This is a genomic window from Corynebacterium sp. UMB4614, assembly GCF_030217065.1.
Taxonomy (GTDB): domain Bacteria; phylum Actinomycetota; class Actinomycetes; order Mycobacteriales; family Mycobacteriaceae; genus Corynebacterium.
The window spans coordinates 1-13412 of record NZ_JASONC010000018.1; the positions used below are offsets into that span (position 1 = coordinate 1).

9 protein-coding genes and 1 CRISPR repeat array are annotated in these 13412 nt (G+C 63.0%); of the genes, 1 reads left to right on the forward strand and 8 read right to left on the reverse strand.

The annotated features are described in order from the left end of the window. The first annotated feature begins 49 nt into the window (after window positions 1-49). Window positions 50-1848: direct repeats of the CRISPR family, unit length 28 nt; unit sequence GGCTCATCCCCGCTAGCGCGGGGAGCAC. A 75-nt stretch (window positions 1849-1923) separates the two neighbouring features. The 8 genes from cas2e to cas3 form a co-directional block, all read right to left on the reverse strand. Further along, window positions 1924-2268: a type I-E CRISPR-associated endoribonuclease Cas2e gene (cas2e, locus tag QP413_RS07950; protein WP_041628535.1), complete on the reverse strand. Its 345-nt coding sequence runs from the start codon at window positions 2266-2268 to the stop codon at window positions 1924-1926. Next, window positions 2265-3203, reverse strand: a complete 939-nt coding sequence (gene cas1e, locus QP413_RS07955) for a type I-E CRISPR-associated endonuclease Cas1e (RefSeq protein ID WP_284781379.1) — start codon at window positions 3201-3203, stop codon at window positions 2265-2267. The genes cas2e and cas1e overlap by 4 nt, the downstream gene beginning before the upstream one ends. A gap of 2 nt (window positions 3204-3205) precedes the next feature. Next, window positions 3206-3910 carry a type I-E CRISPR-associated protein Cas6/Cse3/CasE gene (gene cas6e, locus QP413_RS07960; protein WP_284781380.1) on the reverse strand — a complete coding sequence of 235 codons (705 nt, stop codon included), beginning with the start codon at window positions 3908-3910 and terminating at the stop codon, window positions 3206-3208. Beyond that, complete coding sequence (gene cas5e / locus QP413_RS07965) at window positions 3907-4629, reverse strand: type I-E CRISPR-associated protein Cas5/CasD (RefSeq protein WP_284781381.1); 723 nt, start codon at window positions 4627-4629, stop codon at window positions 3907-3909. The genes cas6e and cas5e overlap by 4 nt, the downstream gene beginning before the upstream one ends. After that, window positions 4629-5759, reverse strand: coding sequence for a type I-E CRISPR-associated protein Cas7/Cse4/CasC (gene cas7e / locus QP413_RS07970; protein WP_284781382.1), 1131 nt, complete (start codon window positions 5757-5759; stop codon window positions 4629-4631). The genes cas5e and cas7e overlap by 1 nt, the downstream gene beginning before the upstream one ends. A 48-nt stretch (window positions 5760-5807) precedes the next feature. Continuing rightward, the gene (gene casB, locus QP413_RS07975) at window positions 5808-6503 is read right to left on the reverse strand and encodes a type I-E CRISPR-associated protein Cse2/CasB (protein WP_284781383.1); all 696 of its coding nucleotides are present in this window, start codon (window positions 6501-6503) and stop codon (window positions 5808-5810) included. Beyond that, entirely contained in the window at window positions 6487-8169 is a 1683-nt protein-coding gene (gene casA, locus QP413_RS07980) for a type I-E CRISPR-associated protein Cse1/CasA (protein ID WP_284781384.1), read from the reverse strand. The genes casB and casA overlap by 17 nt, the downstream gene beginning before the upstream one ends. A 161-nt stretch (window positions 8170-8330) precedes the next feature. Further along, a complete protein-coding gene (cas3, locus tag QP413_RS07985) occupies window positions 8331-11075 on the reverse strand; it encodes a CRISPR-associated helicase Cas3' (protein WP_284781385.1) in 2745 nt (914 codons plus the stop codon). A 544-nt stretch (window positions 11076-11619) separates the two neighbouring features. Between cas3 and QP413_RS07990 the strand changes: the two genes are divergently transcribed. Next, window positions 11620-13197, forward strand: coding sequence for a sodium/glutamate symporter (locus tag QP413_RS07990; protein ID WP_284781405.1), 1578 nt, complete (start codon window positions 11620-11622; stop codon window positions 13195-13197). Window positions 13198-13412 lie beyond the last annotated feature (215 nt).

The window sequence follows — 13412 nt, forward strand, 5'->3', positions numbered from 1 at the left end:
CTAGCGCGGGGAGCACTACCACGGCGGCGCATACATCGACCTGCACTTGGGCTCATCCCCGCTAGCGCGGGGAGCACTACCACGGCGGCGCATACATCGACCTGCACTTGGGCTCATCCCCGCTAGCGCGGGGAGCACAAGTACGCGCCGTACGGGTTCGCGTTGCCGGGGGGGCTCATCCCCGCTAGCGCGGGGAGCACATCTTCGCCCGCTGCGCCCAGTGCATACGGTCGGGCTCATCCCCGCTAGCGCGGGGAGCACGCGTCCTCCCATTGCTGGGTGTCGCGGTTGAACGGCTCATCCCCGCTAGCGCGGGGAGCACTCAGGACCGGTGGCGATGCTTGGGCATGGTCGGGGCTCATCCCCGCTAGCGCGGGGAGCACTGTATCCTCCGCGGGATCCTGTTCATCGAGTGGGGCTCATCCCCGCTAGCGCGGGGAGCACGCGGTTCCGAAGCGACAGGAAATTAGGCGCAGCGGCTCATCCCCGCTAGCGCGGGGAGCACACGCCAGCCAGATTCTGGAATCGCGCTACTGGAGGCTCATCCCCGCTAGCGCGGGGAGCACTTCGAGAAGATCCGTAAGGCGGGCGCGGAGCGCGGCTCATCCCCGCTAGCGCGGGGAGCACTCGTCGCCGCCGTCGCCGCCCTGGTTGGTGTGCGGCTCATCCCCGCTAGCGCGGGGAGCACTCCTTGTCGAGCTCGTCGATCATGTTGTCGAACGGCTCATCCCCGCTAGCGCGGGGAGCACGAGGATGAAATCTACCTGCCTGATGTCGGCTGGGGCTCATCCCCGCTAGCGCGGGGAGCACACCCTCACCGCCATCTCCCCGCACCTGCTCACGGGCTCATCCCCGCTAGCGCGGGGAGCACTGGCACTATTTCCGGCGCGCGCGTGCAGCCTAGGGCTCATCCCCGCTAGCGCGGGGAGCACGCATTTTCCCTTCAGGTTACCGGCTAGACCCCGGGCTCATCCCCGCTAGCGCGGGGAGCACACCCAACACCGAGACGATCATTGTTGCCCCCACGGGCTCATCCCCGCTAGCGCGGGGAGCACAGTCCCACGAGGTCAACACCGCGCCGGGCGTACGGCTCATCCCCGCTAGCGCGGGGAGCACCTTTATGAACCAAGAACCAAAGAATCCAAGGAGGGCTCATCCCCGCTAGCGCGGGGAGCACTGCTGCGTGCCGAGGGTGTTTTGCCGGAGTGTGGGCTCATCCCCGCTAGCGCGGGGAGCACGCGTTCGACACGCTCACGTCCAAGGCGTGGGAAGGCTCATCCCCGCTAGCGCGGGGAGCACAAACTCGAGGTTTTCGCCTCGGCGGTCGGTTAGGGCTCATCCCCGCTAGCGCGGGGAGCACTGACCGGCCAGCTTCGAAGAATCCTTCAGCATCGGCTCATCCCCGCTAGCGCGGGGAGCACTGGGCGTGCGCCGGTTCATAAGCGTCACGCCCGGGCTCATCCCCGCTAGCGCGGGGAGCACCAGGCGGCGCAGCGGGCGGGCGATAGTGAGGCGGGCTCATCCCCGCTAGCGCGGGGAGCACACAGCTGCGCGGTCTGCTGCGCCAGCGCATCGGGGCTCATCCCCGCTAGCGCGGGGAGCACAGCTCATACACGTCCCCGGTCGTGACGGTGTGGGGCTCATCCCCGCTAGCGCGGGGAGCACAAACCGGTTTCATGTCGAGGGCGGTGCGTGATGGGCTCATCCCCGCTAGCGCGGGGAGCACCCAGCCAGGGACACGTGGAAGGCGCTATCCGGGGGCTCATCCCCGCTAGCGCGGGGAGCACGAACTCCAGCTCGGACTGAATCGCCCCGTACGCGGCTCATCCCCGCTAGCGCGGGGAGCACACTGTATGATCAGCGGATAACCGAGCCTAAGCCTCATTCTAGCTTCAACTGTACGAAGCCACCCCCAGTGCCGAATTACCGGCCCTCGTACTTCCGTCTCAATTGACGAGCCCTACTCCAACCCGTTCTGCGTCGTGTTTTCTCACTATCGCTTTTGCGCATCATGAGCTTAAGACCGTCAAAATCGGTGGGCTCCCAGTCATGCCGATGCGTGCGGAACTCCATACCTTGCTCGTTATTGCTGCTGTAGACCAGCAGTGCACGGCCGTCCTTGCACAACTCCACCGTTCGATCCCATAGAAGCTCACGAATCCGCGCCGAAGGCCTACCAACAAACGTCCCCGGCGCGAGTTCCATTAACCACTTCGTTAGGTCCCCTCGCAGTCCCGCTGGACAGGCAGTGACGATCAGCACCATCACTGCTCCGCTCCTTCCTTCCCCCAATTAATGCCCGCAGAGGTCAATTCAAGCTCACTCCACAACATGAGCTCGATGTCGCTCAGCGGCTCGTCATCCGGCACGCTCATCACGAACTTCAAATCCCGCACCATCCGCGGCATTAATCGCTGCTCCACAACGGCGTCTCGAACCAATCGCCGCACCATCGGCCCCACGTCTTCGGTGCCAGACGCAACGGCGTTGAACGCAGCCGGGATGGACACCTCCGCCTTATAAAGGTCCGCGACATCGTAAACAAATGACCGGTCAGTTCCCGTATGAATCACTCCCAAAGCAGGCACGAAGCCAAGCCCGACGATCACAGCATGGGCGATGCCGTAAAGCGCCGCACTGCCCGTTGTCAACGCCTGATTAATCGGGTCTGAGGAGTCGTAATTATTCGGGTCGTAGCGCCTCCGATCCCACGCCACACCCGTCCGTCTCGCCTCCTCCGCATACAGCCGTTTCATGCGGGAGCCCTCCCGGCCCCGCAACTGCGCCATCGTCAGCCCCGACACGTCCTCACCGGGAAAACGAAGCCCATACATCCGTCGAGCGCAGTCCAAACGTTTACGCTGATGCGTCACAACCCTGGCCTGCAGCTCAGCCATTCGAGAAGACTTAGCAGGTGGACGACCATGGGCGTAATAACGCACACCACGCTCGCCCACCCACACGGTCGATACCCCGCAGTCACCCAGCAGAGCTATCGCGGCATTCGTGATCCGAGTCCCCGTACCTAACAGCAAGGCAGCGAGCTGTGTTGCAGGCACATGTGCAACTCCCCGCTGATCCGTCACCGTCAGCGCGTTCCCGTCCCGACTGACCACCGCCCGCTCCACATAGAGGAAAGAAATCCGATCCCCCATCTGCGACAGCGATTGGCGCTCAATCGGAACCTGCTGCGGGGTGCGCACGGCTAACTCACCGGCGCCAGGGTCAGCAACCCACAGCCGTAGCCCCGAGCCCGGCCGATACCCTGCTCCAAGGCCCGCCTCAATAGCTCCGGGTCTGTCACCTCCAAGGTGCCGGTGAACCGAGCCTTCGCAATCCGTACTGGTCGGCTGCGCCCGCCACCAGCCTTCCTGCGGTGAAACACATCAGTCCAGCGCTCCGTGACCTGGGGCGCGTCGAACTCAGACCAGCGCGAACGTTCCTCGTCGCTGACCTCGTCATCAACCCGGGGTGCCAACGCAAAGCCAGCCGCATCAGCCTTGCGGTAAAGCCAGCCAATCTGATGCCGCACAGAAACGTGGGCCTTCACCTTGCCCCGCTCTCCCTTCCGGAACTCGGAATACGTCGGGTTGGCCACCAGCTCGAAACGCCATCGCTGCCCACGAGTGAGCTTGTCCAGGAACCGGGAGTAGTCTGCCGTCTGCGCAGGAAGCGTATCCCACCCGGCCTGTTCCACCAGAACCGCGCCCGTCGGTTTCTCTGGACCCACCAAATAAAGCACGTGCTCGTGCTCACCTGGATCCACGCGCCACAGCACTCTGGCGTCCGATTCGTCCAGCTCGGGAGGGAATGCGGCACGCACCGCGGCGTGCATGCGCTGCGGGTCACTCAGTAGCTTTCGCCCTTCCCTCCGGTGAGGATTGAGCCGAATTTTCGTGAATGTCGTCATGCTCGCATCACCGTTTCAAAAAACACGTCACCCGTCGCGGACTTCTCGTCACCATCCGGATTGTCAATCTCCACGTCCTCGGCACGGATCACTTCCCGCCACCCGTACTTTCGGTGCTCCGGGCTGAAGGACACCGGCACGTCCTGGCGGGGAACCGAGCCACCCTCACCGGGGTCGGCATCTCGGTAAATCGCCAAAGACACCTTCTTCGGCGACTCCTTGCGGTGCACCGCGGTGGCGTGCCACGTGTCGTGCGCGCGCAGGGCAGACTCCGCGTCGCCATCCACCACACCGATCACAAGGCCAGGGTGCACTGGGCAAGACCGGCGACCCATGTACAGCGGGTAAGCGGGTCTGCGCAGGGCCTCCGCCATCTGGTCCAGCAGCTCCCGATCTTCCGATTCCACCGCCGCGACGAACGCCGCATCTGAGAGGAAGTACCTGGTCACGAGGCTGGCGTTTGCTCCCGGGTTCTTCAGCCAGGGCTGCGCCGTCTGGTAGTCCCGCAGCAGGCTCCCCGACTGATCAACACGCACTGCCATCCGCAACTTGGCCAGGTCCTCCACGCCGTCAGTACGGCGCCGCCCCTGCGCAGCCGCGATCAGCCCCACGATGCCGGACTTGGTTGGCGTGGTGGCCGTCGCCCGAACACTGAAGCGGGACTCGTCGCCCCAGGACTGCATGGGACCTTTGAGTAGTAGTAAGAGGGAATGAGCCATTACTCATCACCCATGAGCTGATCGATGGCGCCGGCCAGCTGCTCCTTCAGCTCCGGAAGAGTCACCTGGGTCGCGATATCGGTAAACGGCTCCGCCAGCTGCCCCAGGCCCATGACGAAGGAGGCCTGCGGCTTGAATCCATAGACGTTCTCCACGTCCCGCGCCTCCTGAGCCAGTACCTCGGCACCGACCTCGCGGCGGCCCTTGTCCTCGGTTGCTTCGACAGGAGCCTCGAAGGCGTTCACCAGGGAGACCGGGCGGGTATCGCGAACCGCGACGTAGACGAGCTCCGGCAGGGTCTGGTTAGCGAAGGTGTTGATCTTTCCGGTCGGCATCGACGCGATGAAGGCCTCAACGAACTCCACGGCAGCCTGCTTCGCTGCGTCCTCGGAGTCCAGGTTCTCGGCCAGACCCTCCAGGTTGACGGTGGCGTAGCGGTACAGCGTCGAGGACATCATCTGTACCGTGCCGATCATGCCAGCACCGGTCTCTTCACCCTCCTCGGCGAGGTCATCGACGGCGGTGAAGTAGTCGAACTCCGGGGCGGAGTCGTGAATCCCGAGTGCGTGGGCGACCTGCACAGCGGCGTCGACGTTGTATGCAGCATCGTCGGCAACCATGCGGCCGAACATGGCGATATCCACCGAGTGCTCCTGGTCGAGGATCGCCTGCGCCTCGCGCTTGGTGAAGTTCTTACCGTCGCGTTCCTGGATCGCCTTCACCGCGTTGTCGATCTGGTGAGCGCTGAGGAACAACAGGTAGCCGGTCTGTGGGTAGGCAACCTCTGCGTCGGTCTCGTCCTTATCCTTAGGCTTCTTCTCGACGGCCGTCTTAATGCCAGCTGCCTTGAAAAGCTGTTCGGTTCGCTCGATCGCGGTGCCCTGCTCCATGCCCTGCTCTTCGAGCTGACGTGCAATCTTCTCCGGGAGTCGCTTGGAACGGTCGCCGATGTTGGCGGCGTCGAAGTTCTCGAAGAAGTAGCGGCGAATCGCACGCTTCCAGGACTGGGAGGAGACGCGCTGGCGCGGCACGCCACCGAAGACGGCGTTCTTCGGCGCGCCCGTATCGTCACGGTTGATCAGGGATGGTGGCAAGGACTGGAGGGCGTAGATATCAATGATCTTGGACATGGTGATTCCTTCCGGATTCGTGATCGACAGTGTTGCCGTGGTGGTTGTTTAGGATTCTTCGGTGTTGGCTCGGCCGCGGAATGTACCGTTGGCGAAATCTCGACCCCATCGCAGGAGCACGCCGTTACGCCGGCGGGGGTTCTGCAGGCTTCGCAGGTCCTGCGCAAGCTGCCCGTAGTCAAAGCCAATCTTCTTATCTCGCAGCAGCGCAATGAGATTGCGCAGGTGGATCATGCGCGTGTCCTCGTTAAACGCGGACTGCATCGCGTCAAACCTCGGTTTGATCGACTTCGATTCCACCGTGGCGTGCAGCCGACCGCAGGCCGCGGCGAAAGACTGTTCCGAGTTATGCACCTGCTGCTGGGAACTCTGCATGTGCTGGCCGAAAAGAGTGAGTGCATAGAACGCCGCGCGCTCAGACGGGGATGCGTGGTCCGACTTCCCCTGCTCCCTTTCGCTCAGGGGCACGACCAGCGCCATAAGTACGGATTCCAGCGCGAGGGGGTGGTTCTCCAGCTTGAGGGCTCCTGCCTTACGGAGCTCGGCCAGCGTCCCGCGCGCGTTTGCTGCCGCAGTGTTCCCACCCGCGAGGTAGTCGCGCTGCAGGATCTCTGCCGTGCGCCCGACCGCAAATTTTAGGTTGGGACGCTGCTCCGCGGGGGTGGCCGCCTCCGCCGTTCCAGTGCCCGCCACGTCCGCAGCCACACCGGGTGACGGAGCGGTTGCTTTAAGATCGCTCGCCATTGCCTTCTCCTTCTTCACTCATCGTTTTCTGTGGGGCGGTAAGGGGTAATTCCTTGTTGAGTTTTCGTTTGAGTTGCTGAAATGCTGTGCCTGCATTGATGACGCGGCCACCAGAGTCCTCGTCTAGGAGCCTGCCGATCAGCGCTTTTTGACCCGCTCCGTTTAGCAGATCCTGGGCGATGCCCAGCGCTGCCTCACGTACGGTGTGCTGCCAGGAGCTCACTTCCTGTGCCATATTCTTCGGATCCAGTCCCCGCAGCCAGTTGTGGAAACGGGGCTCCAGCTGGGCATAGAGGCGGTCGGCGGCATCGACACCGAATTCGTATTCTCCGCCGGCAGCCACGTAGAGCTGGCCAGCGAAGGCGCCCACCGCGGTCGCCGCCCGTCCCGTGGCCTCCGCGCTGTTACGGACATCGTTACGAACCGCGCGGCTCCACTCAGAGTTCCGGAGCAGATGCACTGGAAGCCCGATGGAGGAGCTCACGATTGTGCCGTAAGTGGAGCTCTGCGGGCCATAGGCCATGGACACAATCTGCAGGTCGAGGACCTCCCGATCCTCGAGGATTCTCGCGACGTTATCGACATTCTCCGGCCTTTTCGGCGGCAGCTCCCGGCTTGAGAAGCCTGGGTCTCCGTCCACCGCAACAAGGGCATCCAGCGAGCGCCAGGTAGTTCGCTGTTCGTCGTAGGGCCGCGGGTAGTAAGCCTCAAAGCCCTTCTTGGACTTGTTCTTACTGAACCTATAAGGGGTCATCGGGTCCCCGAAGACGTTCAGCCCAGCATTCGGGATGCGGTCGCCATTACTCACCAGCACCCGGGTGACCACACCATCTTCGGTGAAGAGCCGGATTCTGCGGGACTGCCACGTCGCCAAGTCTGCTGGCCCTTTCGGTTGGGTGGCTTCCAGGTCCTGAGGCGCGGCGGTATCGGGCTCACGTTCCCAGACTGGCTTATCCGTCTCGGCGGCAGTGGACACGCACGACCCCGTGGTGTTCAGCACGAGGGTCTCGAGTAGGTTGGCCCCTCGGATAACGGTGCCTCCGGTTAAACCGGACCAGCCCTGCCCGATGGGGTAGCCCCTGCCTCCCTTGATCCGTGGATCCCCCACGGCCCCGGATTTAATACCCGAGTAGTCGTAGGCCTGGGCATGGATGAGCCAGCGTGCCGCTTCGTCATAGTTGATCGACGTCCGGCCTGGCCCGGTGCGCATGGTGAAGTAGCTATCCTCCGAATCCGGCAAGATCCGGCGGATCTCGTTGCTGGTGTTTTTCGCCGTATGAAGGTCAGCTACCTGCATGAAGGGCACCGCCGGGTCCAGCAGGTCGAAGCGGTCCTCGATGTTAGCCAGATACCCGAGAACGACCTCGTCCTTCCCCGTCTCCCGCAGTGTTTCCCTCGTATCGAGGAACCATGTTTCCCACTCAAATTTCTTGCGCGACCGTGGGCTCGGGTAACGCCGCACAAAATCGTGGTAGTGCGCTCGCCAAAAAATGGCGAGTAATACCCGCAGCACCGCGTAATCCTGCGTGGGGGAATCCCCCACGACGGCTAGTGGTTTCGCGCTACCGTCGAACACCTGGCGGATGCTCAGCAGCTGGTTTCCTTCTGCGGTCCGGCACTTGATCCACGGTTCATGCACGAGGTTAAAGGTCTCGTTACTTCCCACCGTTTTCTCCTTTCCCGCTCACTGTCCCACTCCCTGCCTGTTAATCCTGTTCATTAATCATTTTTCCGATCTAGCTAATAACCTACGTTGCGGTGCAGACACGGGTCGGTCGCTCCGTTGTGGTGTTCGAACAGCCACACTGCTCTCCCCGTGATCCTCGGTCACCTCCTTGACTTAGGCACGACCTCAAGGCCCAATTCAGAGCTGTATCGGACCAGGAACCTCCCAATCTCGGCCTCCCCCTTTTCGTCGAGACGTAGAGCCAACTGCCCCTTGAGAAGGAAGTGCTCCTGCCACTCCGGTGGCGTTTCTTCCTCCAGCTGAGTGACGACCGCCTCGAAGTCCTCCTTCCAGTTCGTCATCCGGGTCGGCAGCCGAACCGTGCTCATGGCTAGATCCCAGGCCTGCTGAAATTCAGGCGTAACTCCGCTCAGGATCTCCACGGAGTGCTCAGCGCTCCGCGGGGTCAGGGGTCGGTAGCCATAGTCAGTGCTCACCACTGGAATGACCTCGACGGTCGGCTCGCTGTCACGGACCTGTGCAGCACCCCGTTCCTCATCTCCCAGTGACTGCGCCACAGCAATAAGGCCACAGAAGAGCGATTCGAACTCCTCCGCATCGAAGGCCGATGGAACCCGGTATCTTGCAGACCTCCCGTGCGCTCGCGCCTCCCGGCTCCGGCTCTCCCGTTCCGCCTCTGCCCAGAGCTCAGCCCACCCCTCCGGGACCGCGTGGTCATCCCCGTACACCGCCTCCACCAAGGGGGCGGTATCATCCGGCCGACGGAATCTCTCCGGCAGGTGCAGCAGGGTGGCGAGGAGGATTTTGGGGTCGTAAATCGCCTGAGCTCCCTTATCGAGCTCCGGCACGCCGTCACGGTCCACAACACCGCGAATAAATACCTGCGGCTTCCGCAGCGCCGTCGGCCGGTCCGACGTTGGCCGCTGGTGGCGGTGAATGCGCCCGATACGCTGAATCACCAGGTCCATGGGAGCCAGGTCGGTGATCAGAACGTCGGCATCGATGTCCAAGGACTGCTCCGCGACTTGGGTTGCGACCACGATCTTCCGCGCAGGCCTCCCGGCCCCCCGGCGCGCCGCAGGCCCAAGCTCCTCGCGCAAACGGTCCTCGCGTTGCGAGCGCTCCCAGGCCATGAAGCCCGCGTGGTGCAGCTCGACCTCATCCGGATAGACCGCGGCGAGCTCCTGATAGGCCTGCTGTGCACGCGCAATCGTGTTGCAAATAACCAGCGCACACCCGCCCTCGGCGAGCAGCTGATCAAGCAGCGCCTGCAGCTCCGCGAGCTCGTCCCCGATGACCTGCAGGCTCGCGTCGAGATTCCTCGGCGACGGTTCCGGTTCCCAGACCTCGTCCTTCTCCTCCGTGACCACCGTGATCCGCGGATATGCGGAGGATTCGACCCTCAGCGCCTCGCCGCTATACGCCTCCGCGAGCTCCTCGCGCTGACGGGTCGGCAGCGTCGCGGTCATGACGATCACGCTCGCCCCGTAGTAGGCGAGCCAGGCGAGGGTGGTTTTGAGGTAGTCGGAGGTATAGGCGTCGTAAGAGTGAACCTCGTCGAAGATAATGACCTTCCCCGCTAGCGCGAGGTGCCGCAGCATGGAGTAACGCTGCACCAGCGCCAGCATGAGGACCTGATCGACGGTGCCGACGACGATATTGGAGAGCAGTCCGCGCCGTCTTCCGCTCATCCACTGGCTGGCAATGACTTTCCCAGCAGCGCCGCCTGCCTCATCTTCCGCAATGTTTTTGTACTTCAACGCCCGGTAAGGTTCCGCGAGCTGGTTCTTCGAGTGCGCCAGGTACAAGGACGCCACCGTGTCGCCGGTTGTCCCCTGTGCCCAGTTGATGGTGCGGTCGAGCAGCCCGTTGGCGGTCGCCATCGTCGGCGCGGCGAAGTAGACGCCCTGGACACCTCCCTCGGCCCCGAGTTGATGGGCCGCGGCGAGTGCGGCTTCGGTTTTACCCACCCCGGTTTCCGCTTCCAGGATGTACAGCGCTGGCCCCTCGGTAGCGCGTACAGCCTCGACCATGGTGCGTTGCACGCTGCGGGCGCAGAATTCTTCTGGCCACGAGAAGGACCGCCGGAAGAACTCATCGATATTCGCAGCCGGCTCGGTTGGGTCCCACGGCGGGGTGATGTCGGTTTTCGTCATACCGTTCTCCAGGCGCTCTCGCATGGGCTGGAGGGCAAGTGGGAAGGCATCGACGTTGGAGGCAATCCAGTCCGCGAAGACGACGATGCCGGTGAGCAGCTGCAGCTCCGGAGCTCGAGGTGTGGACATCTTGCTCAGAACCGGTTTAATCTCCGTTAACTCAGCGAACCCGTCCAGGAGTTCCTTGTGGATCTCCCGCCAGGACTGCGGATACTCCTCCAGGGCGTCCTCAACATCCCGACAGAGTTCCTCATCTGCAGGAATTCCATGGTGAGCACCAACGATGGAGCGCAAGCGTCTACGCATAGTGCTGGACACCGAGGTCTCCGACTCAAGCCACTCCCCCAGCATCGCAGCGGAGGCCACACTGTGCGGCACCGCGTGTAAATTGGTCTCTCGATGCCCAGTGTCGAGCGGCAGTCCAGCGTCCGAGACTGCGTTAAGCAGGTAGTCATATCCAGGCTTTTTCTCCAGCAACCGCTGGAAATTGACACTGGCCTTCCCGGAATCATGCAATCCAGCCAGCCACGTCACGAGGCGGCGCAACTCCCCCACGTCAATACCCAACTCGCCACTTAGGTCATTCTTTGTCGCATCCGCGACCCAGATATCGAAAACCTCCCCGGCGGTCGCGGCCACATCCGCCAGGTGTTGCGGCAGATTGAGATACCTCCCCTCTTCCCCAGACTTCGCCCACAGTGCCGCGAGCTGAGGACTCGCTCCACGCAACCACGCATCAAGCCTGTTGATAAAAGCATCGCGCGTGTTGGAAGCGTTCGATTCACGAGTGTTCGAGCTCTCAACGCCATGTCTGGGGAAAGTCATACAATCCTCACTACTTCCGGTGGTGAACATAACCATAGCTACTTCACAGATCGAAAGCAAGCTTCTCGAACCCCTTTCTATCATTCCCCAATTTCCCAGTTATCTTTTAAAGTTACGCCCGTAACCTTCCTGGGGCGTACTCTTGAGCACGCTCCCCGCAGCTCTAGCTCCGGCGGGGATGAGCCTTGGGACATTGGCGAATGCGCCACTTCCCCGCGCTAGCGGGGATCCCCAAGGCTTCTTTTCTTTTCGGCCCACCCAACCGCAAAACCTCACCGCACCCACCCGCCAATTTCGCATAACGCGCGTTACACCATAATGTGAGACAGCGCACGCCTTCCCGCTTTTTAGCAAGCGGGCGTTCAGGCAACACTGGTGGAATACCCAGAAACATCGTATTCTTCCCAGAAACGGCGTGATCCACGCCACATCCCCGCCCCGTTCGAGCATGACTCGCCGGGGCCCGCACTTTTCGCTCGGGAGATCCCCGCGCCGGAAACAGACCCAAGGAGGAGCATTGACACCCAATCAAGTCGGCCTAGCGCTCGTGCTGCTAGGCGTGATGGTCTTGCTGGGCAAGACCATGCGCATCAAGTGGGTTTGGACCCAAAAACTGTTCCTCCCGGCCTCCATCCTCGCTGGTTTCCTCGCACTCTTCCTCGGCCCTGAGGTCTTCGGCTCCATCGCCTCGGCTCTGGGCACGGATCGCTTCGCCGAGGGCGGCCTCTTCGGCGAGGAGACCCTCGCCGTGTGGAAGACCCTCCCCGGCCTGCTGATTTCCGTGGTCTTCGGTACCTTGTTCCTCGGCCAGAAGCTGCCGAAGCCGAAGGAAGTCGTCGAGCTTGCCGGCCCGCAGCTCTCCGTGGGTGTGGCCTTCGCCTCCGGCCAGTACGTCGTGGGTATCGCGCTGGTGACCTTCCTGCTCGCCCCACTGTTCGGCATCAACGAGGCCGCCGGTGCGCTCATCGAGATCGGCTTCGAGGGTGGCCACGGCACCGCCGCCGGTATGCAGTCCGTCTTCGAAGACATCGAGTGGGCTGAGGGCTACGACCTCGCCGTCGCCGTCGCCACCGTTGGCCTGCTCTCCGGCATCATCATCGGCGTGGCCGTCATCAATTGGGCCATCCGCACCGGTCGCACCGAGGTGATCACCGAGGTCAAGGACCGTTCCATCGAGGACCAGCGCGGTCTGTTCCGCCGCGACGAGCAGTACATGGCCGCGAAGATGACGACGCGCCCGTCCTCCGTCGAGCCGCTCTCCCTCCACGTCGCCTTCCTCGCCGTGGCAATCGGCGTCGGCGTGGTCCTGCTGAAGGCCCTGCAGTGGATCGAGCAGATGCTGTGGATCGACAAGATCGAGCTGCTGAGCTACGTCCCGCTGTTTCCGATGGCCATGATCGGCGGTATCTTCGTCCAGCTGGGTCTGAACTTCCTGGGCTACGAGCACCTCATCGACCAGAACATGATGCTGCGCATCCAGGGTCTGGCCCTGGACCTGCTGATCACCGCCGCCCTGGCGACGATCTCCCTGCAGGCCATCGCCGATAACTTCTGGGCATTCCTGATCCTGTGCCTCGGCGGCATCCTGCTGAACGTCTTCCTGCTGCTGTGGCTGGCGCCGCGCTCCATCCCGGAGTACTGGCTCGAGCGTGGTGTCGGCGACTTCGGCCAGTCCATGGGTGTCACCGCAACCGGCCTGATCCTCATGCGCATCGTCGACCCGGAGGCGGAGTCCCCTGCCTTCGAGTCCTTCGGCTACAAGCAGCTCGTCTTCGAACCCTTCTTCGGCGGCGGCATCATCACTGCCGTGTCCATCCCGTTTATCATGGCGGTCGGACCACTCCCAGTCTTGGGCGTCATGACGGCACTATTCATCTTCGCCATCGCCACCGGCCTGTTCTACTGGGGCCGCAAGTTCGGCATCGACCGATCTAAGGCCGCTGGCGGCACCAAGGCCTTGGGCAACCACAAGGCCAACATGGAGGCCAAGAAGGCCGCCGCCGCTGCGCAGCAGCACAAGAACTAAGCCCCAACGGCTTCCCCCAAAGCTCAAGCCGGGTGCTCGGCGCGGAACTCTCCGCGCAGCACCCGGCTTTTGCCTTGCCCCCTCCAGGCCCCGCCCCGGCCCTGCTCGTCCTGCTCTGCTTGCCCTATGTGACCAGCCCCGGCTCTGCTCCTCCCCGTGGGCCACCGGCCCCGGCACAGCTTGAGCTACGCGAGCCACCAACCCCCGGCTCCGCT

Coding starts and splice junctions, on each gene's coding strand:
- cas6e (WP_284781380.1), bottom strand. CDS start 3,910: ATGACGACATTCACGAAAATTCGGCTCAATCCTCACCGGAGGGAAGGG.
- cas5e (WP_284781381.1), bottom strand. CDS start 4,629: ATGGCTCATTCCCTCTTACTACTACTCAAAGGTCCCATGCAGTCCTGG.
- cas7e (WP_284781382.1), bottom strand. CDS start 5,759: ATGTCCAAGATCATTGATATCTACGCCCTCCAGTCCTTGCCACCATCC.
- casB (WP_284781383.1), bottom strand. CDS start 6,503: ATGGCGAGCGATCTTAAAGCAACCGCTCCGTCACCCGGTGTGGCTGCG.
- QP413_RS07990 (WP_284781405.1), top strand. CDS start 11,620: ATGACTCGCCGGGGCCCGCACTTTTCGCTCGGGAGATCCCCGCGCCGG.